Annotated in this window: 19 protein-coding genes; 9 read left to right on the forward strand and 10 right to left on the reverse strand. The window is 68.6% G+C overall.

Annotation, left to right across the window (positions count from 1 at the left end; genetic code table 11):
• Positions 1–84 precede the first annotated feature (84 nt).
• The 7 genes from AMYAL_RS0116145 to purD all read right to left on the reverse strand — a co-directional run bounded on the left by AMYAL_RS0116145 (position 85) and on the right by purD (position 6,568).
• Entirely contained in the window at positions 85–1,197 is a 1,113-nt protein-coding gene (locus tag AMYAL_RS0116145; RefSeq protein ID WP_020632340.1) for a transglycosylase SLT domain-containing protein, read from the reverse strand.
• 44 nt (positions 1,198–1,241) lie between these two features.
• Positions 1,242–1,553, reverse strand: coding sequence for a hypothetical protein (locus tag AMYAL_RS0116150; protein WP_026467133.1), 312 nt, complete (start codon positions 1,551–1,553; stop codon positions 1,242–1,244).
• A gap of 188 nt (positions 1,554–1,741) precedes the next feature.
• A complete protein-coding gene (locus tag AMYAL_RS0116155; RefSeq protein ID WP_020632342.1) occupies positions 1,742–2,512 on the reverse strand; it encodes an ESX secretion-associated protein EspG in 771 nt (256 codons plus the stop codon).
• Between the two features lie 4 nt (positions 2,513–2,516).
• Positions 2,517–4,181 carry a hypothetical protein gene (locus AMYAL_RS0116160; protein WP_026467134.1) on the reverse strand — a complete coding sequence of 555 codons (1,665 nt, stop codon included), beginning with the start codon at positions 4,179–4,181 and terminating at the stop codon, positions 2,517–2,519.
• A gap of 10 nt (positions 4,182–4,191) precedes the next feature.
• The gene (locus AMYAL_RS0116165) at positions 4,192–4,833 is read right to left on the reverse strand and encodes a DUF3558 domain-containing protein (protein WP_425332205.1); all 642 of its coding nucleotides are present in this window, start codon (positions 4,831–4,833) and stop codon (positions 4,192–4,194) included.
• Positions 4,784–5,170, reverse strand: a complete 387-nt coding sequence (locus tag AMYAL_RS0116170; RefSeq protein WP_020632344.1) for a type VII secretion target — start codon at positions 5,168–5,170, stop codon at positions 4,784–4,786. Before AMYAL_RS0116170 ends, AMYAL_RS0116165 begins: the two co-directional genes overlap by 50 nt.
• A gap of 135 nt (positions 5,171–5,305) precedes the next feature.
• Positions 5,306–6,568 carry a phosphoribosylamine--glycine ligase gene (purD, locus tag AMYAL_RS0116175; RefSeq protein WP_020632345.1) on the reverse strand — a complete coding sequence of 421 codons (1,263 nt, stop codon included), beginning with the start codon at positions 6,566–6,568 and terminating at the stop codon, positions 5,306–5,308.
• 176 nt (positions 6,569–6,744) lie between these two features.
• On the opposite strand from purD, the gene AMYAL_RS0116180 reads away from it, so the two are divergent.
• Positions 6,745–7,863 (forward strand): glycerophosphodiester phosphodiesterase, encoded by a 1,119-nt coding sequence (locus AMYAL_RS0116180; RefSeq protein ID WP_026467136.1) that lies wholly within the window; start codon positions 6,745–6,747, stop codon positions 7,861–7,863.
• 172 nt (positions 7,864–8,035) lie between these two features.
• Entirely contained in the window at positions 8,036–9,574 is a 1,539-nt protein-coding gene (locus AMYAL_RS0116185; RefSeq protein WP_020632347.1) for an amino acid permease, read from the forward strand.
• On the opposite strand, the gene AMYAL_RS0116190 is transcribed toward AMYAL_RS0116185, so the two are convergent.
• From AMYAL_RS0116190 to AMYAL_RS0116200, 3 genes are all read right to left on the reverse strand, one after another.
• Positions 9,558–10,781, reverse strand: a complete 1,224-nt coding sequence (locus AMYAL_RS0116190; protein ID WP_026467137.1) for an MFS transporter — start codon at positions 10,779–10,781, stop codon at positions 9,558–9,560. The genes AMYAL_RS0116185 and AMYAL_RS0116190 overlap by 17 nt on opposite strands.
• A gap of 85 nt (positions 10,782–10,866) precedes the next feature.
• Positions 10,867–11,802 (reverse strand): LLM class F420-dependent oxidoreductase, encoded by a 936-nt coding sequence (locus tag AMYAL_RS0116195; RefSeq protein WP_020632349.1) that lies wholly within the window; start codon positions 11,800–11,802, stop codon positions 10,867–10,869.
• 391 nt (positions 11,803–12,193) lie between these two features.
• On the reverse strand, positions 12,194–13,480 hold the full coding sequence (locus tag AMYAL_RS0116200) for an adenylosuccinate synthase (RefSeq protein WP_020632350.1): 1,287 nt from the start codon (positions 13,478–13,480) through the stop codon (positions 12,194–12,196).
• Positions 13,481–13,535: 55 nt separating this feature from the next.
• Here AMYAL_RS0116200 and AMYAL_RS0116205 point away from each other — a divergent pair, with 55 nt between their 5' ends.
• The 7 genes from AMYAL_RS0116205 to AMYAL_RS0116235 all read left to right on the forward strand — a co-directional run bounded on the left by AMYAL_RS0116205 (position 13,536) and on the right by AMYAL_RS0116235 (position 21,235).
• Entirely contained in the window at positions 13,536–14,216 is a 681-nt protein-coding gene (locus AMYAL_RS0116205; RefSeq protein WP_425332206.1) for a hypothetical protein, read from the forward strand.
• Between the two features lie 185 nt (positions 14,217–14,401).
• On the forward strand, positions 14,402–15,040 hold the full coding sequence (locus AMYAL_RS0116210) for an HNH endonuclease family protein (protein WP_026467138.1): 639 nt from the start codon (positions 14,402–14,404) through the stop codon (positions 15,038–15,040).
• A gap of 224 nt (positions 15,041–15,264) precedes the next feature.
• The gene (locus tag AMYAL_RS0116215; RefSeq protein WP_020632353.1) at positions 15,265–16,872 is read left to right on the forward strand and encodes an ABC transporter substrate-binding protein; all 1,608 of its coding nucleotides are present in this window, start codon (positions 15,265–15,267) and stop codon (positions 16,870–16,872) included.
• A complete protein-coding gene (locus AMYAL_RS0116220) occupies positions 16,869–17,819 on the forward strand; it encodes an ABC transporter permease (RefSeq protein WP_020632354.1) in 951 nt (316 codons plus the stop codon). The genes AMYAL_RS0116215 and AMYAL_RS0116220 overlap by 4 nt, the downstream gene beginning before the upstream one ends.
• Positions 17,812–18,627, forward strand: coding sequence for an ABC transporter permease (locus tag AMYAL_RS0116225; protein ID WP_020632355.1), 816 nt, complete (start codon positions 17,812–17,814; stop codon positions 18,625–18,627). The genes AMYAL_RS0116220 and AMYAL_RS0116225 overlap by 8 nt, the downstream gene beginning before the upstream one ends.
• Positions 18,624–20,201 carry a dipeptide ABC transporter ATP-binding protein gene (locus tag AMYAL_RS0116230; protein ID WP_020632356.1) on the forward strand — a complete coding sequence of 526 codons (1,578 nt, stop codon included), beginning with the start codon at positions 18,624–18,626 and terminating at the stop codon, positions 20,199–20,201. The genes AMYAL_RS0116225 and AMYAL_RS0116230 overlap by 4 nt, the downstream gene beginning before the upstream one ends.
• Positions 20,198–21,235, forward strand: a complete 1,038-nt coding sequence (locus AMYAL_RS0116235; RefSeq protein ID WP_020632357.1) for an LLM class flavin-dependent oxidoreductase — start codon at positions 20,198–20,200, stop codon at positions 21,233–21,235. The genes AMYAL_RS0116230 and AMYAL_RS0116235 overlap by 4 nt, the downstream gene beginning before the upstream one ends.
• Positions 21,236–21,241 lie beyond the last annotated feature (6 nt).

A 21,241-nucleotide genomic window follows, 5' to 3' on the forward strand; every position in this document is an offset into this window, starting at 1 on the left:
GGTGAGATTAACTCGCGATGAGCGTGTCCCGAGCGCCACGCCTGGGACGCTCACCGTCTCGAACGTGGCGCTCGGGACGTACTGCTAGTAGCCCTGATATCCGCCGCCACCGGCCATGGACTTCAGGCCGGGGTGCCCTTCGAACCCGCCGTACCGCGAGAACGTGTACCGCACGCCCGCGATGATGTTGTCGACCGGGTTGTAGATGTTGTCGTGCCCCGGCAGCTTGTGCGCGTTGAAGGTCGGGTCGATGCACTGCATCAGCCCCTTGGACGGAGTCCCCTTGGCCGCGTTGGAATCCCAGTTGTTGATGGCGTTGGGATTGCCGCCGGACTCCTTCTCGATGATCGTCCAGATCTTCTGGATGTCCGCGTCCGTCACCGGGATACCGGCGGCCTGAAGGATCTTGATGGCTTCCTGGATCCACTGCTGGACGTTGCCCGGCGGCGTCGTCGACGGCGGGCCGCCACTCGGCCCGAGGCCGCCGCCCCCACCGCCACCGCCGCCGCCTCCTCCACCGCCGGCGTGGAGACCGCCGGTGCGCTTGGGGACGGTGCCGTCCTTGCCGGGCAGCGGGACCTTGGAGTAGCCGTTCTGGATGTCCTTCTTCATCAGCGCTTGGGACTTCTGGATCATCTGGTTGGCCTGGTCGAGCAGGCCCTTGACCCGTGCGTCGGCATCCTTGGAGATGCTGTTGATGTCGGTCTTGGCCTTCTGGATGATCTCGGCGGCCGAAGGGCTCGGCGCCGGCTTGTGCTCCTTCTCGGCCTGCGCGGCGGCCTGAGTCGCCGCGTTCTTGTCCGTCTCAGCCTGGGTGTTCCGCTTGTTGACCGCCGCTTCGGCTTCCTGGTAGACGCTCGCGACCTGCGTCTTGATGTTGCCGAGGTCGGTGTGGACACGGTCGAGGTCGTCCACGACCTTGCCCAGCTGGTCTTCGACGTTCTTCCCGGCCGTGGTGATCGATTTGACGTACGTGAAGAATTCGTCGGCGGCGGGCCCGACCCAGACGCCACCGTTCAACGCTTCGGTCGAGCTCGACAACGCCGCGCTGTGGTCGCCCGCATTGTCGGCGGCCTTCTTGAACTGGACCGAAGCGTTGTGAATGGCGTCGAGGTTCACCTTGGCGACCTGATCGGCCTTCTTGACCAGTTCATCCCAGCCATCCGGCGTACCGGCGCCGACACCGTTCAAACCCACTGCTCAAGCCCCCTTGGTCTGCGGCCCCCAGGCCTGCCGAATCGTCACAGGTCCCCGTGGACCTTCAGGTTGTCCACGTGGACCGCTTCGGTCTCCTTGATCAGCCCTGCCGCCTTTCGCAGCACGAAGGCGGTGGCCTCCATCAGCTGACCGGCCGAATCGAATTCGTTGTGGACTCCCTGTTTGAACTTGCCGACCGCGCCGTGCGCGTCGCCGTGCTCGTCCACTCCGCCGAAGGGACTTTCCTTCTCGTCATCCATCCCGGTGACGCCTTTTTTGGTCTTCTCGAACTCGTCCTTGAGCTTCTCCACCTGACCGGCGGCGATCCCCATCGAATCCGGGTCGTACACAGGCACGGTTCGTCATCCCCTTCACGGAAAACTCGTATCCGCCTGATCAGACGCGCGGCCGATCAGGACGGTTCCCGCGCATACTTTAAGACCTCGGCAGCGGACGATGTGCGCATCCACGCCAACTCTCACCCCGCCGATATCGACTTCGCGAAACGGTCGAATCAGGGTGAACCTTATTAAGCCGGGCGCACTCAGAAGTCGGCGACTTCCCGGATCCGCGTCGCCAGCAGCTGGTTGTCCGCCGGGGTGATGGTCGCCCAGTCCCGGCCGTCCCGGTTCCGCGCGACCTGGAACAGGTACCGCCCCGCGTCCGTGTCGTAGAAGGCGACCACGTTGTCCGCGCGGCGGGGACGGCCGTCGCGGCCCGCGCGTTCGATGCCGAACTGGCCACGAGCCTCCTGGCCGAGCAGCATGCCCGCGACCTCCTGGGCCTGCCACAGCGGCACGTCCAGGTCTTCCAGGGCGGTGACCAGCATTTTCGCGTCGCCGCGCGAGGCGGCGTCGGCCTCGCGGAGAAGGTCGTGCGGGATGCTGATCGACTGGCCGACGCCGGGGCCGAGGTCGCCCGCGACCGAGACGGCGGCTTCGGCAAGGGAGCTTTCGCGGGCGGGGATCAGCCACACCTGGCCGGAGTCGATCACGCCGAGGATCGCCTGGTTGCCGACGCTGACCGCCTGCCCCTTGATCTCCCGGTCGGTCCACACCCAGACGTCGATCGCGACCCTGGGGTGCGCGAACAGGTTCAGCATATCGACCAGTTCGCCCGACGCCTGGTGTCCCCGCGCGAGACCTCGCGCGCGCAGGGATTCCCAGGCCTCTTCGATCAAAGCCGCCCGCTCCGTATGGGTCGTTCCGGGGCTCGGCACGTCGAGTGCGACATGGCGGCGGGGCAGCCGTTCGGCTTCCCAGAGCATTTCGAACTCGAGTGCGGACAGCACCAGGCTGCCGTTGTCGTTCGGCACAGGTTCAGCGCGCTTCGGAGTTGCCGTGGTCACCGATCACGTCGGGCGACACCATGCGCTCGTCGGTGAACAGGTCCTTGTCATCGACGCCGTAACGCCTGATGTGCTCCGCGTCCTCGTCGACGTCCTGTGTCGCCGCGCGCTCCATGAACTTCGACTCGGTCTTCGGCTGCTTCGCGCCGATCTTCTCCGAGCGCCGCATGGCCTCCTCTTCGGGAAGCTCGCCGATCGGAAGCTGACGGGTCGGTTTGACGCCGCCGCCTTCCTGCCGGGGACGGCGGTCGCGTTCCTTGTCGCCGCTCAGCGCACCGCCCGCGACACCGGCGCCGAGCGCGGCCGCGCCCGCGCCGACGTCGCCCGCGGCCGGGCCGGTGATCTTCGGGACGGCGGGGAAGCCGCGTCCGGACTCGTTGCCGGCGGCGAGAGGCGCCTGCGGTCCGGTACCGACCGAGCGGCCCTTGCCGAGTGCCTGGTCGCCGCCACCGGTGCCGCCGCCGACGCCGGTGAAGACACCGGGGCCCGAGCTGGAGCCGGGGCCCTTGCCGAAGGCGCTTTCGGCACCGGGGCCGAACGACTTGCCGACGGGCTGCGGGGACGTGGTGCTGTTCGGCGGCAAGCTTCCGGTGGACTGGCCCGGCGGGATGTTCGTGGCACCGGGCGGCAGGTTCGGCGCGCCCGGCGGGATGAACGGCGGGGAGCTGGGCGAACCGGTGACCGGGTACGACGGCCTGCCCGGCTCGGGCTGCGGGGCGGGCCGGTTCGGCGTCACCCAGCCGCTGCCCGGCGCGGGCACGGGCCGCGAGGTACCGGACGGCGTGGTCGGCGCGGAAGCCGCCGGAACCGTGGCACCGCCGTGCGGGGCCGACGCACCGGTCTTCCTGGCCACACCGCCGCCCATGGCGACGCCGTAGGCCGGGGTCGGCGCGTCGAAGGACGGCGACTTGGCGCTCACGGGCTGCACGACCGGCGGCACGTACTTCGACTCGACGGCGGCCGACGCGGGCCGCACGCTGCCGTCCGGGGTCAGGTCGGTGGCCGTGCCCGCGAGATTGAGCGGGCCGGGGCCACCGCCCGCGCCGGCGGCGGTCGTGGTCTGGGTCAGGTTCATCGCCTGCGGATCGGCCAGTGTGTCGGTCGTCAGCAGGTTCTCGCCGCTGGTCTTGGCGTAGTCGTTCAACGCCTCCTGCGCCTGCGCACGCGCGTTGTTCGCGGCGCTGACACTCTTGGCGTGGTCGGTCTCGAACCCGATGAGGCTCAGCACGACGTCGCCGAGGGTCAGCCCGCCCGCGCCCTTCCGGACCGTTTCGGGATCCGGGAGCTTGTGCAACGTCCGGTTGAAGGCCTCACCCTGGGCGAAGATCATCTCCGCGGAGTGCGAGACCTTCGAGTTCGCGTCCTGGGAGAAGCCCGCCTGCTCGGTGAACACCTGACCGGCGGCGCCACCCGCCTCGCTCTGCCATTCCACGCCGAGCTTGCCCAGCTCGTCACGCAGCGTCTTGTCGGTGTCGGCGAGCGCGCCCGCGACGGACTTCAGCGCCTCGACGGCGATGCCGATGCTGCCGGTGCCGTCGCCGCTGCGGAAGCACTCGATCTCGGTCGCGATCCCGGTGTCGGTGTAGCCGTCGAACCGAAGATCGCGGAGCCTGCCCGCGAGGTCGGAAACGTTCACGGCGCCCTCCCTAGTTGCGTGCTTTCAAGGTCTGCAAAGCCAAATCGGCCGTCTGCGCGGACATCTCGCACAGTTGCGGCATGGTGAACGCGCCGGCGGTGACGGAGACGGCCCGTACCGCCAGCGTCTGCCCTTTCGCGACACCGACGAGCGTTTCGCAATCGCCCGGTTTCCCGGCGTCGCGGTAGTTCGTGACGGCGGGGAATCCGCCGACCGCCTTCGGTTCCGTCGTCATGCTGTTCTTGCGGCGCTTGCCGGTGAGCCACTCTTCGACGTCCGCGGTGACCGTGCGGACGTAATAGGTGTGGAAGGGCTGCGCGGCGTTGGCGTCGAAGACACAGGTCGGTCCGTCGATCGGTTCCGCGGCCGCGCGCGGCTTGCTGTTGATCTTGAGCTGGTCGAGCTGCGGCGCACCGAGCAAGGCGCACGGATCGACGCCCTGCAGGCTCAACTCGGCCGGCCTGGCCGGCAGCGCGGACGCTTTGGCGCCCTGCGTCGCCGAAGCCAGCGCCGGTTCGTTGGGGAAGGCCTGCCCGCCCGTGTCCGTGGCGCATCCGGCCAGCGCGAGCGTGAGCACGCCGCCGGACACCAGCACACGGGTCTTACGCCCGGTGTACACCACGGTCCCCGAACGCGGCGGCCTTGTCCGCATCACTGGTCTTGTACTCCTTGGCCGCCGTGCGGAGCTGGTTGACCAGCCCCCGCAGACCGGCCACGTATGCCTTGACCTGCGCGGCGTACGACTGATCGCCGTCGGCCACGAGCTCGTTCCAGACACTGGTCGAGTGCACGCTCACGGTGTCGTTGGCCGGAGTGTCGATGCGCAGCTGGTCGAGCCGCGTCAGAAGCTTGTCCTGAAGCGCGTCGACCTGTTCTTCGACGATCTTCGCGACTTCGAGCAGCTTCGACGGATCCACTCTGATGTCCGCCACCGACGGCGGCGTCGGGACCGCCGACGTGAGGTCCTGGATCTTGCCCGATGCTGCCATTCCCCACCCCTTTGGAAACACGCACGGTGACCGTTCGCCCCGTCGAGGCTACCAACGCCGATGTATCGAGCGCCTGAGCTTCGACAGGAAATACCGGGTTTGACGCACCGGCGGCCCGAACGGTTCCGCTCGAATTCACGACACCGGGGTGGCGATCTCTCCCTTGGCGGCGAGGAGGGCGATGTCGGTGCGGTGGTGCGAGCCTGCCAGGTGGACCTTCTCGACCGTCGCGTAGGCGTCCTTGCGGGCGGCCTTCAGGTTCTTGCCGGTGCCGACGACCGACAGCACGCGGCCGCCGGAAGAGACCACAGCACCGTCTTCACGGCGGCGGGTGCCGGCGTGAAGCACGCCTTCGATCTCGCCTCCGGTGATGACGTCGCCGGTCCTGGGCTTGCCGGGGTAGCCGTCCGCGGCGAGCACGACGGTGACCGCCGCACCGGAGTCCCAGTCCAGCGGCGGGAGGTCGGCGAGCTTGCCGGTCGCCGTCGCGTGCAGGACCTTGCCGAGCGGGCTGCGCAGCAGCGCCAGGACGACCTGGGTCTCCGGGTCGCCGAAGCGGCAGTTGAACTCGATGACCTGCGGGCCCTCGGTGGTCAGCGCGAGCCCGGCGTAGAGCAGGCCGGAGAAGGTGGCGCCGCGCTTGTCGAGCTCGTCGACCACGGGCTGGACGATCCGCTCGACGACGTCGTCGACCAGGTCCTTCGGCGCCCACGGCAACGGCGCGTACGCCCCCATGCCGCCGGTGTTCGGACCCGCGTCGCCGTCGCCGACGCGCTTGAAGTCCTGCGCGGGCAGCAGCGGGACGACCGTGCGGCCGTCGACGAAGCAGAAGAGAGAGGCCTCGGGGCCGTCGAGGAAGGACTCCAGGAGCACCGGGTGACCACCGTCGAGCAGCATCAGGGCGTGCTTGCGCGCGACGTCGACGTCCGTGGTGACCACGACGCCCTTGCCTGCCGCGAGACCGTCGTCCTTGACCACCCAGGTGGGGCCGAAGCGGGCGAGCGCGGCGTCGAGGCGGGCCGGGTTGTCGACGACCTCGCAGTGCGCTGTCGGCACGTTCGCGGCCGCCATGACGTCCTTCGCGAAGGCTTTCGAGCCCTCGATCCTGGCCGCGGACGCGGACGGGCCGAAGCAGGCGATGCCCGCCTTCCGGACCGCGTCGGCGACGCCTGCCACCAGCGGGACCTCGGGACCGACCACCACCAGGTCCGCCTGCCACTGCTTGGCGAGGGCGGAGACCGATTCGGGGTCGGCCGCGTCCACGCCGAGCTGCTCGGCCACCGAAGAGGTGCCGGCGTTGCCCGGCGCACAGGCCAGCGCGGTGACGGAAGGGTCTTCCGCGACCGCGAGGACAAGTGCATGCTCACGGGCGCCGGACCCGATTACCAGTACGCGCACGAAGCACAGGGTAACCGTGCCGGTGATACTCGAACACGTCGCCGTCCTCGAGCGGGTGGTTCCATCCGGCGTTCACCCGGCGGTCAGCGTTCCGCCGGTCCGTCTTCGCCGTCCGGACGCCTCCTGCGTCAAGGGTGGCGCGGTACCCCGAGTTCAAGCGAAAGAGGTCATCCACCATGCGAAAGCGCCTGGGCGTGCTCGCCCTGTCCGGACTCGCCGTACTCAGCGTCACAGGCCTGGCGAGCGCCACCGAGCCGGGTGCCCGAGATGTGTCGGCGCAGGCGAAGGGCCACGATGGGCCGGTGATCGTCGGACACCGCGGCGCGCCGGGCTACCGCCCGGAGCACACGCTCGCCTCGTATGAGCTCGCCTACCGCCAAGGCGTCGACTGGGTCGACGTCGACCTGGTGCCCACCAAGGACGGCCAGCTGGTCGCCCGGCACGAGAACGAGATCGGCGGCACCACCGACGTCGCGAAGCACCCCGAGTTCGCGAACCGGAAGGCGACGAAGGTCATCGACGGCACGTCGTTCACCGGCTGGTTCACCGAGGACTTCACCCTCGCCGAGCTGAAGACCCTGCGCGCGACCGAGCGGATCCCGCAGCTGCGGCCGAACAACAAGATCTACGACGGCCGCTACCAGATCGCCACCTACCAGGAGGTGCTCGACCTGACGCGCAGGCTGGGCCGTGAACTGCGCCGTGAGCTGGGGACGTACCCGGAGGTCAAGCACTCGACCTACTTCTCCTCGATCAAGAACCCGACCGAGCCGAAGCTGGTCGAGCTGCTCAAGCGCAACGGGCTCAACCACCCGAAGGCGCCGGTGATCATCCAGTCGTTCGAGGTGTCGAACCTGATCGCGCTCTCGCGTCAGGTGCGGGTGCCGCTGCTTCAGCTGACCTCGGCGACCGGTGCCCCGGCCGACTTCGTCGCGAAGGGCGACCCGCGGACGTACGCGGACCTCGTCACGCCTGTGGGCCTGAAGGAGATCTCGAAGTACGCGGACTACCTGGGCCCGGAGAAGGCGCAGGTCATCCCGGTGGTGAACGGGGCGCTGGGCAAGCCGACCGCTCTCGTGGCCGACGCGCACAAGGCCGGGCTGAAGGTCGGGCCGTACACGTTCCGCAACGAGAACAACTTCCTCCCGCAGAACCTGCGCTCGTCGGCGAACCTCGCCGAGTACGGCGACGCGTTCGCCGAGCAGGAGGCGTTCCTCAAGGCGGGTGTCGACGGCTACTTCTCGGACCAGCCGGACACCGCGCTGGAGGCCGTGAAGGCCTTCCGCGGACGCTGACGCGCCCGGCCGCACCACGAACGGTCCGTTCCTCGCGAGTTTCGCCGGGACGGACCGTTCTTTTGCATCCAGTGGGCGGGCTTCTTGACAAGACCTTGACATCCGCAGGTGGGCGGGCCTAATTTCGGCGGATCTCAATGGTCTGTCCGCATACCTTTTAGGTGGGTGCCCGATGGATGTCTCAGCCAAGCAGGCCGCAGAACCCGCTGATGAAGACAGTGCCCGGCTCCACCAGCTCGGCTACGCGCAGGAACTCCGGCGCACGATGTCGACCTTCTCCAACTTCGCCGTCTCCTTCACGATCATCTCGATCCTCTCCGGCTGCCTGACCCTCTACGGGTTCGGCATGAAGACCGGCGGACCGGCCGCGATGATCTGGGGCTGGCCGCTGGTCGGCCTGTTCGTCATCCTGGTCGGGCTGGGCATGGCCGAGGTCTGCTCCAGCTATCCGACCGCGGGCGGTCTCTACTACTGGGCCGCGAAACTCGCCCCGCGCAACGGCGCGGCCTGGTCGTGGTTCACCGGCTGGTTCAACCTCATCGGACAGATCGCCGTCACCGCGGGCATCGACTTCGGCGCGGCGCTGTTCCTCAACGCCTTCCTCGACCTGCAGTTCGGTTTCGAGGCGACGCCGGGCCACACGATCCTGCTGCTGGGGATCATCCTGGTGATCCACGGCCTGCTGAACACCTTCGGCGTCAAGATCGTGGCGCTGCTGAACAGCATCAGCGTGTGGTGGCATCTGCTCGGCGTGCTGGTCATCGTCGGGGTGCTGATCGTCGTGCCCGCCAAGCACCAGGACGCCTCTTTCGTCTTCGGCGAGTTCGTGAACAAGACGGGCTGGGCTTCACCGGTCTACGTGTTCTTGCTGGGGCTTTTGGTCGCGCAGTACACGTTGACCGGCTACGACGCCTCGGCGCATATGACCGAAGAGACCAAGAACGCGGCGAAGGCCGGGCCGCGCGGCATCATCAATTCGATCCTCGTCTCCCTGGTCGCCGGGTGGATCCTGCTGATCGGCCTCACCTTCGCCATCCAGGACTACGACGGCGCCGTGGACTCCGCGACCGGGGTGCCGCCCGCGCAGATCTTCATCGACGCGACCGGCGCGACGACCGGCAAGTTCCTCTTGCTGATCTGCATCGGCGCGCAGCTGTTCTGCGGGATGGCGTCGGTGACCGCGAACTCGCGGATGATCTACGCCTTCGCCCGTGACGGCGCGATCCCTGGTTCGGGGTTCTGGCACCGCATCAACAAGCGCACCCAGACGCCGACCAACGCGGTCTGGCTGGCCGCGGGCGGCGCGCTCCTGCTCGCCTTGCCGTACCTGTGGAGCCAGACCGCCTACACGGCCGTGACCTCGATCGCGGTCGTCGGCCTGTACGTGGCCTACGTGATCCCGGTGTTCCTGCGGGTGCGCAAGGGCGACGACTTCGAGCCAGGGCCATGGAACCTCGGCCGCTGGGGCAAGCTCGTCGGGACCATCGCGACCGTGTGGGTGTGCTTCATCTTCGTGCTGTTCATGCTCCCGCAGGGATCACCGATCACCATCGACAGTTTCAACTACACGCCTATCGCCTTCCTCGTCGTACTCGGTGGTGCGGCGGTGTGGTGGTTCGCCTCGGCCCGCAAGTGGTTCACCGGCCCGAAGGTGCAGGGTTCCGAGGCAGAGCTCGCCGCCGTGGAAAAGGAACTCAAGGAACTGGGGTAGCGGTGCTGTCCTGCCGGGCGCGGCCGACGCGGACTCCGGCCACCGCGGCCGCGCCCAGCGCCCCGACCCCGGCGAACGCGTAGAAACCCCACGGGTACGCGATCCCGGCGCTCAGCAGCGCGCCGCCGAGGATCGGGCCGCAGATCGCGCCGACCCGGCCGACGCCCGCCGACCAGCCGATTCCGGTGGCGCGTTGCCAGTCCGGGTACGTCTTGCCGATGTAGGCGTACACGAGCACCTGCGCGCTGAACACGAACCCGCCGGTGAGGAACACGGCCGCGTACAGGCCGACGGCGGGCAGTTTCACGCTCAGCAGGGCCAGGAACACCGCCGCGCCGAGGAACCAGAAGATCACCGCCGGCCGCACACCTGCCTTGTCCGCCACCCGGCCCGCGATCAGGAGACCGACGACGCCGCCGAGGTTCAGCGTGAGCAGCAGTCCGAGCGCCGCGCCGAGCGGGTACCCGGCCTGGCGCATGATCTCCGGCAGCCAGGTGTTGAGCCCGTAGACCAGCAGCAGCCCCATGAACGACGTCACCCAGAACGCGATGGTGGCCCGCAGGAGCCCGCCGCGGAACAGCCCGCCGACGACGTCCGCCGCCGACTTCTCCTGCTTCTCCCGTGCCCGCTCGAAGGACTCGGATTCGGGCAGGTACTTGATCATCAGCGGCACCAGGACGAGCGCGGGCAGCGCGCCCGCGACGAACATCGCGCGCCAGCCGAGCGGCTGGATCAGCCAAATGCCGAGCAGGGCGGTGAGCACCGCGCCGACGTGGTAGCCGGTCATCACCGTGGTGGTCGCGCTGCCACCCTTTCCCTTGCGTGCGTACTCGGTGACCAGCGCGATCGCCGTCGGGAGGCAGCCGCCGAGACCCAGCCCCGCCAGGAAGCGCAGCAGGCCGAAGACGAACGCCGACGGCGAGATCGCGCAGAGCGCGGTGAACACCGAGAAGGCGGTGACCGCGATGATCAGCGCCTTCCGACGGCCGATGAGGTCGGTGATCGTGCCGATCGCCAGCGCGCCGATCGTCATGCCGATCAGGCCGAACGTCGAGATCACCGACGCCGTGCCGGGTGCCAGGCCCCAGACGTGGTCACGGAGCAGCGCGGGCAGCACCGTACCCAGGACGACCAGGTCGAATCCGTCGAGCAGTACCGCCGTCCAGGCGAGCGGTACCACCCACGAACGGGCCGCGGCAGGGGACATGGGGACCTCCAGCTGTGTTCGCTATGCGCACGAGTATGCACAATCCGAACGCTGTGAGCAAGGCCACTGGCCCCATGGATGTCGGCTAGCGCTTCACGAGGCCTCCCAGGACATGCCAGGTGCGGAGCCGCTCTTCGCTGTTCCGGATGCCGCTCTGGGTGGCGATGACCTCGGTCGCCCCGGCGTCGAAGTACCGCTGGATCTCGGCGGCGACGGTCTCCTCGTCCCCCGCGATCACCAGCTCACCCGCGGAATCCACGCCCTGGGCGTCGAAGACCGCGCGATAGGAGGGGATGTCGCGGAAGAAGGCGTACTGCTTGTCGACCGTCGCGCGGATGGCGTCGGGGTCGTCGGTCACGACGACCGGGACCATCGCGATGATCCGCGGCGCCGGACGGCCGGCGGCGGCCTTGGTGATCTCCGGGACGATCAGCTCGGAAAGGGCTTTCGGCCCGGCCAGGAACGGGATCGTGCCGTCGGCGAGTTCGCCGGTGACGCGCAGCGCCTGCCGTCCCATCGCGGCGATGATCAGCGGGATGTCCGAGGAGCCCGCCACGGTGAGTGAAGCCGCGAAGCCCTTGGCGTGTGCCCTGACCGTCTCGCCGTGGAAGTCGACCTCGCCGCCGCCGAGTACCTCACGGAGGATCGTGAGGTACTCGCGAAGGTGCTTGATCGGCGACGGGTACTCGATGCCGTACGCCGGTTCGAGCCAGTTCTTCGCGCCGGTTCCGAGGCCGAGGGCGAACCGGCCGCCGGTGGCGGCCTGCGCGGTCTGGGCGAGGCCGGTGATCAGCAGCGGATGCCGGGGGTAGATCGGGACGACGCCGGTCCCGACCGTGATGCCGGGGACCGCGCGGCCGGCGAGGGCGGCGACGGTGATCGCGTCGTGCTCCATCTGCTGGGAGAACCAGGCTGAGGTCAGGCCCGCGTCCGCGGCCTGCCGGGTCTGGGTGATGAGCTCGTCGACGATGTTGACGGCGTTCGCGGTGTCGCCTGAGGGGAGTGCCACTCCGATGGTCATGTTCAACGCTAACCGCGCTGTCGAAAGGATATTTCGCCGTTCACCGGCTGGGATCACACCCGCGGGTCGCGAGGTGCTCGTCGCGTTCGGTCGGCTGAATGCGGGCGCGCCGGGGCGGCGGTCGTGAGTGGAGGATTCGGGACGTTGAACGTCCGGAATCCTCCACGCTCGGTCTCTGCCCCCAGGACATCACCGGCACGACCTTGAGCAACGGAGAATTGGGGACGGTGAGTGTCCCGGATCCTCCGTTGATCAAGATCCGAGACCGGAGCAGGCCCGTGACGGTGAAGGAATCAGGACGTTCAACGTCCTGATTCCTTCACCGTCGACCCCGGCGACCATCGCCCTTCGTGCAGGTCAGGCGTAGCCGCCCTGGCCACTCACGGGGGCATCAAACGAACTCGTGCCGCACGATCGTCTGCTCCCGGCCGGGACCGACGCCGATCGCCGAGATCCGCGCGCCCGAAAGCTCTTCGAGCCGCTCCACGTACGCCCGCGCGTTCGCAGGCAGCTCCTCGAAGGTGCGGCAGCCCGAGATGTCCTCGAACCAGCCCGGCAGCTCTTCGTAGATCGGCAGCGCGTGGTGCACGTCGGTCTGCGTCATCGGCATGTCGTACGTCCGGGACCCGTCGACCTCGTAGCCGACGCACACCGGCACCTTCTCCAGGCCGGACAGCACGTCCAGCTTGGTGAGGAAGTAGTCGGTGATGCCGTTGACCCGCACCGCGTAGCGCGCGATGACCGCGTCGAACCAGCCGGTGCGCCGCGAGCGGCCGGTGGTGACGCCGAACTCGCCGCCCTGCTTGCGCAGGTACTCGCCGGACTCGTCGTCCAGCTCGGTCGGGAACGGGCCGGAGCCGACGCGGGTCGTGTAGGCCTTCAGGATGCCCAGCACGGTGGTGATCTTGCCGGGGCCGATGCCCGAACCCGCGCTCGCGCCGCCGGACGTCGGGTTCGACGACGTCACGAACGGATAGGTGCCGTGGTCGACGTCGAGCAGGGTGCCCTGCGAGCCTTCGAGCAGCACGGTCTCGCCGCGTTCGAGGGCCTGGTTGAGCTGCAGGCGCGTGTCGGCGATGCGGTGCGCGAACTTCTCGCCGGCGGCCAGCACCTCGTCGGCGACCTGGTCGGCGTCGAGTGCCTTGCGGTTGTAGACCTTGACCAGCACCTGGTTCTTGAACTCCAGGGCCGATTCGACCTTCTGCCGGAAGATCTTCTCGTCGAGCAGGTCCTGCACGCGGACGCCGACGCGGGCGATCTTGTCCTGGTAGCAGGGGCCGATGCCGCGGCCGGTGGTGCCGATCTTGCGGCTGCCGAGGTAACGCTCGGTGACCTTATCGATCGCCACGTGGTACGGCATGATCAAATGCGCGTCGGCGGAGATCAGCAGTTTGCTGGTGTCGACGTCGCGTTCTTCCAGTCCGGCGAGCTCGTCGAGCAGCACGGCGGGGTCGATGACGACGCCGTTGCCGATGACGTTGGTGACGCCCGGCGTGAGGATCCCGGACGGGATGAGGTGGAGGGCGAAGTTCTGCCCGTCGGGAAGGACTACGGTGTGGCCCGCGTTGTTACCGCCTTGGTAACGCACGATCCACTGGACGCGGTCGCCGAGCAGGTCGGTGGCCTTGCCCTTGCCCTCGTCCCCCCATTGGGCCCCGATCAGCACGATGGCCGGCATGTGACACTCCAGGTGTTCGGCGACTTGTGGTTTTGGCGCTGGTAAATGCCGGTGCATGAGCGTAACGGAGGGCCTTCGGGTGCGCGGAATAGTGGTGGTCTGTCCGGCGGGCGAGCCCACCCTCCCGGAGATCGACGACGTCGAGATGGTGCGTGTCCCGAGCCGTCCCGGCAAGGCGGATATCGACCCCTTGCTGGGGGAACACGATCACCTGGTGGTCGCGGGCACCGACGCGGACCTCGCGGCGGTCGCGCTCCGGCTGTTACGAAAAGAACAGCTCTCGGGCGTGTCGCTCGGGTTCGTGCCCTCCTCGCCGGACTCCGACGTCGCCCGCATCTGGAGCCTGCCGACAGAGCCGCTGCGGGCCCTCGCGCTCGCCTTGCGCGGCGAAGTCGACCCGGTACCGCTGATCCGGGACGACACCGGCGGCGTGCTGGTGGGCCGGGGCGTGCTCGGCATGCTCCGCGGGGTCGCCTACTGCGACGAGCACACCGTCCTGCGCGGGCCCGCGCGCTCGATCGAGGTCGAGCCGGACACGAGCGGGCCGGGGCTGATGGTCAGGGTGACCAAGGGGACGCTCTTCAAACGGCCGACGACGCAGTACGCGCGGGCGTTCCAGCTCGGCTGCATCCCGACCCGGCCGAGCAGCGACGGCGTCGTCCATCCGCGCGCGATGAACCGGTGGACCTGGTACCGGCACACCGAGGACCTCCGGCTGGTCCGCGGCCTCGTGTAGTCCGTTCGGCCCAGAACCATCAGCTGGACTTTCCGAAACTTTTTCGGCGGCGTACACCGCGTCCGACCTGCTCGTGACACCCTCCGTTCACGAAGAGCCAGCAGAGTGTCATCCGATGGTGTTGCGTGGGTCATATCCGTGCCTCATGGTGACCAGGTCCCCAAACCTGACACGGAGGCAGCAATATGCCAACTGCGCTTGCTGTTCGTCGCTCCTTCACCGTCCTCGCCGTCTCGGCGATCGTCTCGGCAGGCGTCGTGGGCGTCGCCGAAGCGACGCCCCCTGGCATCCCGTCGACCGCGACCGCGAAGAGCCAGCTCGCCGCGCTCACCGTCAAACCGGACGGTTCGTCGAGCGGCTACAGCCGCGACAAGTTCCCGCACTGGGCCGACCAGGGCAACAGCTGCAACACGCGCGAGGTCGTGCTCAAGCGGGACGGTACGAACGTCCAGCAGGACAGCAGTTGCGCCGCGGTCTCCGGCAAATGGTTCAGCCCGTACGACGACGCCACCTGGACCGCCGCGTCCGATCTGGACATCGACCACGTCGTCCCGCTGTCCGCCGCGTGGCGCACCGGGGCGTCTTCGTGGACCACCGCGCAGCGGCAGGCGTTCGCGAACGACCTCAGCGCGCCGCAGCTGATCGCCGTCACCGACAACGTCAACCAGGAGAAGGGCGACAAGTCGCCGGACGCCTGGAAGCCGCCGTCCACCGGCTACTGGTGCACCTACGCGAAGATGTGGACCACGGTGAAGGCCAAGTACAAGCTCACCATCAAGTCGGCCGAGAAGACCGCCCTGACGGACATGCTCAACCGCTGCTGAAACCTGGCCTGTCCGTGAAGGCCTCCTTCCCTACTCTCAAGGTAGGGAAGGAGGCCTTCACGTACTTTCGGGGCTGTCAAGCGGAATCGTGGGATGTTTCGCGGGGTGGGAGCCGGGCTCAGCATGTGGGCGGGGCTCAAGGCCGTGATTAGCGTGAATCGGGTCAGCGCAAGCAGCAGTGCTATCCAAAACAAGCGCCCCGTCCCCTCGCTGGAGGCCACCCGGTGTCCCGTACCGCCGCCACTTCTTTACTCGCGCTCACGGCACTCGTCCTCACCGCCTGCTCGTCCGCGGGCGGTGCGACGGGCGCCGACGCCGGACCGCCCAAACCAGGGGGCACGCTGCGCCTGGGGATCTCGTCGAGCCCGGACTGCATCGACCCGCAGCAGGTCGGCACCAACGCTTCGCTCAACGTCGGCCGCCAGCTGGTCGACTCCCTGACCGACCAGGACCCGTCCACCGGCGAGATCAAGCCATGGCTGGCCGAAAAATGGGAGAGCAACGCGGATTCGACCGCGTTCACCTTCCACCTGCGCGACGGGGCGACGTTCTCCGACGGCAGCCCTGTCGACGCCGCCGCGGTCAAAACGAGCTTCGACGGGATCAAGGCCCTCGGCCCGAAAGCCCAGCTCGGCGCCGGTTACCTGGCCGTGTACAAGGGCACGACGGTCGTCGACCCGAAGACGGTCAGGATCGACTTTTCCGTGCCCAGCGCCCAGTTCCTGCAGGCCAGCTCGACGATGTCGCTCGGTGTCCTCGCGCCCGCCGCGTACCGGAAGGCCGCCGATCAGCGGTGCCAGGGTGACGGCCTGCTCGGCTCGGGCCCGTTCGTCTTCGAAAGCCTGAAGCAGAACCAGGAAATCGTCCTCGCCAAACGCAAGGGCTACCACTGGGGCTCGTCGCTGTTCAAGCACCAGGGCGAAGCGTACCTCGACAAGATCGCGTACAAGATCGTGCCGGAACCCGGTGTGCGCACCGGAAGTCTCGCTTCCGCCCAGCTCGACGCCATCACCGACGTCCAGCCGGTCGACGAACCGCAGTTCACCGGCAACGGTTTCACCGAGCCCACCCGCCCGAATCCCGGCATCGTGTTCAACCTGCACGCCAATGTCACCAGGGGCGTGCTCACCGACGAGAAGGTCCGCCAGGCGGTGGTCAAGGGCATCAACCGGCCCGAGGTCACGAACACCGTGCTGACGCCGAACTACAAGCCCGCCACCAGCGTTCTCGGCTCGGCGACCCCGTTCCACGCCGACCTTTCCCCGTTGCTGGCCTACGACCCGGCCGGGGCGACGTCGCTGCTGGAGAGCGCGGGCTGGGTGCCAGGTCCCGACGGAATCCGCACGAAGAACGGTCAAAGGCTGAGCGCTAAGGTCGCTTTCTCCCTGGTGTTCAACCAGAACAAGAGCGTGCTCGAACTCGTGCAGCAGCAGTTGCGCAAGATCGGCTTCGATCTCCGGATCGACCAGCGGACCACCGCCGAGACCGTGCAGATCACGCAGAGCGGCGACTACGAATACCTCTGGTACAACACCACCCGCGCGGATCCGGACATCCTGCGGAGCCTCTTCTCCACCAAGGCGAGCAACCGCAGCAGGCTGCCCGCCGTCAACCCCGTCGACGCGCCGCTCGACGCGCAGGCGTCCACTGTGGACCCGGCGAAGCGCAAGCCCGCGGCGGCCGAAGCGCAGCGCGCGATCATCGAGCACGGCTATTCGGCGCCGGTGTTCGAGCTGACCCAGGTGCTGGCGCACGGGCCGAACGCGCACGGCGTCGGTTTCGAAGCGTCGTCCAGGCTGCAGCTGTTCGACACCTGGGTGTCCGGGTCGTGACCCGGTATCTGCTCCGCCGGTTGCTGCAAGCGGTCTTCGTCCTGTGGGCGGCGTTCACCGTGTCGTTCGCGATCCTCTATCTCCTGCCGGGCGACGCTGTCAGCGCGAAACTCGGCGGGGGCGAAGCCGGGCTTTCGGTGACGCCGGAGCAACTGGCCTTGGCCAGGGCGGAGTACGGCCTCGACGACCCGTTGCCGCTGCAGTACGGGAAACGGCTGGTCGCCGCGCTGCAGGGCGACTTCGGCCGCTCGATCTCCACCGGGGACGACGCCACGGGCATGGTGGTCTCGGCCCTGCCGCCGACGCTCGCGGTCACCGGATTCGCCCTGGTGCTCGCGATCCTGTTCGGCGGCGGGGTCGCGATCGCCGGGACCTGCACCCGGCATCGCTGGCTGGGCAACGCGCTGCTGGCATTGCCACCGCTGGGGATCTCGCTGCCGCCGTTCTGGGTCGGGCTCGTCCTCATCCAGTTCTTCTCCTTCCAGCTCAGGCTGCTGCCCGCGCTGGGCTCGAACGGCTTCGAGTCGCTGATCCTGCCCGCGATCACCCTCGCCATCCCGACCGGCGCGATCATCGGGCAGGTGCTGGCGAAGAGCCTCCGCACTCAGCTCGCCGAGCCGTACTCGGAGATCGCGCTGGCGAAGGGGGCGAGCCGGTTGAGAGTCCATTTCGGACACCTTCTGCGCAACGCCGCGGTGCCGACACTGACCATCGCGGGCGTGGTCGCGGGAAACCTGATCGCCGGTTCCGTGATCACCGAGACGGTGTTCTCCCGTGACGGCCTCGGCCGCGTGACGTCGTCGGCGGTCACCGCGCAGGACATCCCGGTGGTGCAGGCGGTGATCGTGCTCGCCGCGCTGGTGTTCGTCGTCATCAACCTGCTCGTCGACCTCGTGTGCCCGCTGCTGGACCCGCGGATCCGATACCGGGAGACGGCCGATGCCTGACGTTCTCGTGCGCACCCGGCGGCGGCCGGGGCTGATCCTCGCGATCGCGGTCCTCGCCTTCGCCTTGCTCTCCGCGGTCGTCCCGGAGCTGTTCACCGGTCAGGACCCGCTCGCCGGTGTCCCCGCCGAAAAGATGCAGGGCCCATCGCTCGCGCATCTGTTCGGTACCGACGAAACCGGACGCGACATCTTCGCGCGGGTGGTCCACGGCGCCGCGCTCTCGTTGCAGGCGACCGTGATCGCCGTGCTCGTCGCGCTCGTGGCCGGTTCCGCGCTCGGCCTGCTCGCCGGATTCCGGGGCGGCGCCCTCGATTCGGCGATCATGCGCTGCGTCGACGTCCTGCTGGCGATCCCGTCCATCCTGCTTTCGCTCGCGCTCGTCACCGCGCTCGGCTTCGGGACGACCAACATCGCGATCGCGGTCGGTGTCGCGAATCTCGCGCAGTTCGCCCGGCTGATGCGCGCCGAAGTCCTGCGCGTCCGCAGCGGCGTGTTCGTCGAGGCCGCTCGCGCGGGCGGCGTGCGCTGGACCGGGGTGCTCGGGCGGCATGTCCTGCCCAACGCGCTCGGCCCGGTGCTCGCGCTCGCGACGCTCACCTTCGGCACGGCGGTGCTGGAGGTTTCCGCGCTGAGCTTCCTCGGCTACGGCGCCACCCCGCCGACGCCGGAGTGGGGCTCGCTCGTGGCGGGCGGGCGCGGCTTCCTCGCCACCGCCTGGTGGATGACGACCTTCCCCGGACTCACCGTCGCGGCCGTGGTGCTGTCCGCGAACCGGCTGTCACGGGCGATCGAAGGAGACGAGCGATGAGCGCACTGCTGACCATCCGTGATCTCGCGGTTTCCTACCGGAACGTACCCGCCGTGGACGGCGTCGACCTTTCTGTCCACAAGGGACAGATTGTCGCGGTGGTCGGCGAGTCCGGCTCCGGCAAGAGCACGGCGGCGCACGCGGCGATCGGGCTGCTGCCGCGGGGCGGGCGGATCGACCGCGGCGAGATCACCTTCGATGGCCGTGACCTGGCGAAACTGTCCGACCGCGGCTGGCGTTCGGTGCGCGGCCGCGAGATCGCCCTGGTCCCCCAGGATCCGACGGTGTCGCTCAACCCCGTGCACCGGATCGGTGACCAGGTCGCCGAGGTGCTGCTGATCCACGGCCTCGCGGACAAGCGCACGGCCGGCGCGGAGGCGGTGAAACTGCTGCGCAAGGCCGGGATCGCCGATCCGGAGGCACGGGCGCGGCAGTATCCGCACGAGCTGTCCGGCGGACTGCGTCAGCGCGCGCTGATCGCCGCCGCGCTGGCCGGACGGCCGAAACTCATCATCGCGGACGAACCGACCAGCGCGCTCGACGTCACCGTGCAACGGCAGATCCTCGACCACCTCGAAGAACTCGCCGCAGAAGCGGGCACCGCCGTCCTCTTGATCACTCACGACCTCGGCGTCGCGTCCGACCGGGCGTCGCGGATCGTGGTGCTGTCCGAGGGGAAGGTGGTCGAGGAGGGAACCACCGGCGAAATCCTCTCGGCGCCGTCGCGGAAGTACACGCGGGATCTGCTCGCCGCCGCGCCCAGTCTTTCCGACAGCCCGCTGCGGGAGCCGAAACCGCCGTCGTCCGACGTCCTGGTCTCGGTCCGCGACCTCGGCAAGACCTTCGGCGCGGTCCGTGCCGTCGACGGGGTTTCCTTCGACATCGCGCGCGGGCGGACGCTCGCGCTGGTCGGCGAATCCGGTTCGGGAAAGTCGACCACCGCGCGGATGATCCTGCGCCTGGAAACCGCGACGGACGGCGTCGTCGAGTTCGACGGCCAGGACATCACGTCCCTGCGCGGCGAGGAACTGCGGCGGCTGCGGCGCCGGTTCCAGCTGGTGTACCAGAACCCGTACGCGTCGCTGAACCCGAAGTTCAGCATCGAGGACGTCGTTTCCGAGCCCCTGCGGGCGTTCGGCGTCGGTACGAAGGCGGAACGCCGGGCGCGGGCGGCGGAACTGATCGATCAGGTCGCCCTGCCTTCTTCGGCGCTGAAGCGCAAACCGGCCGAACTGTCCGGCGGGCAACGGCAGCGGGCGGCCATCGCGCGGGCGCTCGCCCTGCGCCCGGAGCTGATCGTCGCCGACGAACCCGTGTCCGCGCTGGACGTCTCGGTGCAGGCGCAGATCCTGCGGCTGCTCGCCGACCTCCAGGACGAACTCGGCCTGACGTATCTGTTCATCTCGCACGACCTCGCCGTGGTCCGGCAGATCGCGGACACCGTCGGCGTGCTGCGCGGCGGCGAACTGGTCGAACTCGGCCCGGCACAGGACGTGCTGGAACGACCGCGCGCGGACTACACACGGGAACTCCTCGCCGCGATCCCCGGCCGGAAACCGTTGGAGGCACGATGAAATTCGGGCTTTTCTCCCTCGTCGCCAATCACCCCGACCCGGTGACCGGGGTGACACCGACCCAGCACGAACGCCTGCGGCGGATCATCGACGAAGCGATCTTCGCCGAGGAACTGGGCTTCGACGCGTACGGCGTCGGCGAGCGGCACGGCGAACCGTTCCTCTCGTCGGCGCCGCCGGTGATCCTCGCGGCGGTCGCGGAACGCACGCACCGCGTCCGGCTGCTGACCACGCTGACCGTGATCAGCGTGCTCGACCCGGTCCGCGTCGCCGAGGACTACGCGACGCTCGACCAGCTTTCCGGCGGACGGCTGGAACTCATGATCGGGAAGGGCAACGATCCCCGGCATTTCCCGCTTTTCGGCCTCGAAGAGGACCGCCAGTGGGAGTACCAGGCGGAGAAGTTCGCCCTGCTGCGCCGTCTCTACCTGGAAGAAGGCGTGACCTGGGAAGGTGAATTCCGCACTCCGCTGACCGGCATCACGACACAGCCACGCCCGTTCCACGCCCGGCCGCGGATCTGGCACGGGAGCGCGTCGAGCACCGAGTCGACCGAGCTGGCGGCGAAGTTCGGCGACCCGCTGTTCACCGCGAACGGCTTCCACCCCAAGAAGAAGTACGCCGATCTGATCGACCACTACCGGCGGCGGTGGGCCGAATACGGCCACGACCCGGCGGACGCGCTCGTCGGTTCGGGCGCCGGCGGGCTGTACGTCGCCAGGACCTCGCAGGAGGCGCTGGACGGCTACCGGCCGTATTTCGAAGCGCTGACGAAGACGCCCGCGTACCAGCACAACAAGTCGGAGTTCACCTCGCTGGAGGACAAGATCGCAAACGGTTCCGCGCTGGTCGGGAGCCCGGAACAGGTGATCGACAAGATCGGCGACTACCACGCGTCCTTCGGGCACGAGGTCCAGGCGGTCTCCGTCGACGGGCTGACCGCCGGGGAGGCACGGGACGTCCTGGAGCTCTTCGCCTCCGACGTCATCCCGATCGTGCGGAAAGAACTGCCCTCTCGGGTGTGGGAAAGCTAGTACCTT

Source organism: Amycolatopsis alba DSM 44262 (assembly GCF_000384215.1).
In the GTDB taxonomy this organism is placed as follows: domain Bacteria; phylum Actinomycetota; class Actinomycetes; order Mycobacteriales; family Pseudonocardiaceae; genus Amycolatopsis; species Amycolatopsis alba.

Excerpts from the sequence above, each read along its gene's own strand:
- AMYAL_RS0116165 (WP_425332205.1), bottom strand. The coding sequence starts at position 4,833 with ATGCGGACAAGGCCGCCGCGTTCGGGGACCGTGGTGTACACCGGGCGT.
- AMYAL_RS0116170 (WP_020632344.1), bottom strand. The coding sequence starts at position 5,170 with ATGGCAGCATCGGGCAAGATCCAGGACCTCACGTCGGCGGTCCCGACG.
- AMYAL_RS0116180 (WP_026467136.1), top strand. The coding sequence starts at position 6,745 with ATGCGAAAGCGCCTGGGCGTGCTCGCCCTGTCCGGACTCGCCGTACTC.
- AMYAL_RS0116185 (WP_020632347.1), top strand. The coding sequence starts at position 8,036 with ATGGATGTCTCAGCCAAGCAGGCCGCAGAACCCGCTGATGAAGACAGT.
- AMYAL_RS0116190 (WP_026467137.1), bottom strand. The coding sequence starts at position 10,781 with ATGTCCCCTGCCGCGGCCCGTTCGTGGGTGGTACCGCTCGCCTGGACG.
- AMYAL_RS0116195 (WP_020632349.1), bottom strand. The coding sequence starts at position 11,802 with ATGACCATCGGAGTGGCACTCCCCTCAGGCGACACCGCGAACGCCGTC.
- AMYAL_RS0116200 (WP_020632350.1), bottom strand. The coding sequence starts at position 13,480 with ATGCCGGCCATCGTGCTGATCGGGGCCCAATGGGGGGACGAGGGCAAG.
- AMYAL_RS0116205 (WP_425332206.1), top strand. The coding sequence starts at position 13,536 with ATGAGCGTAACGGAGGGCCTTCGGGTGCGCGGAATAGTGGTGGTCTGT.
- AMYAL_RS0116210 (WP_026467138.1), top strand. The coding sequence starts at position 14,402 with ATGCCAACTGCGCTTGCTGTTCGTCGCTCCTTCACCGTCCTCGCCGTC.
- AMYAL_RS0116225 (WP_020632355.1), top strand. The coding sequence starts at position 17,812 with ATGCCTGACGTTCTCGTGCGCACCCGGCGGCGGCCGGGGCTGATCCTC.
- AMYAL_RS0116230 (WP_020632356.1), top strand. The coding sequence starts at position 18,624 with ATGAGCGCACTGCTGACCATCCGTGATCTCGCGGTTTCCTACCGGAAC.
- AMYAL_RS0116235 (WP_020632357.1), top strand. The coding sequence starts at position 20,198 with ATGAAATTCGGGCTTTTCTCCCTCGTCGCCAATCACCCCGACCCGGTG.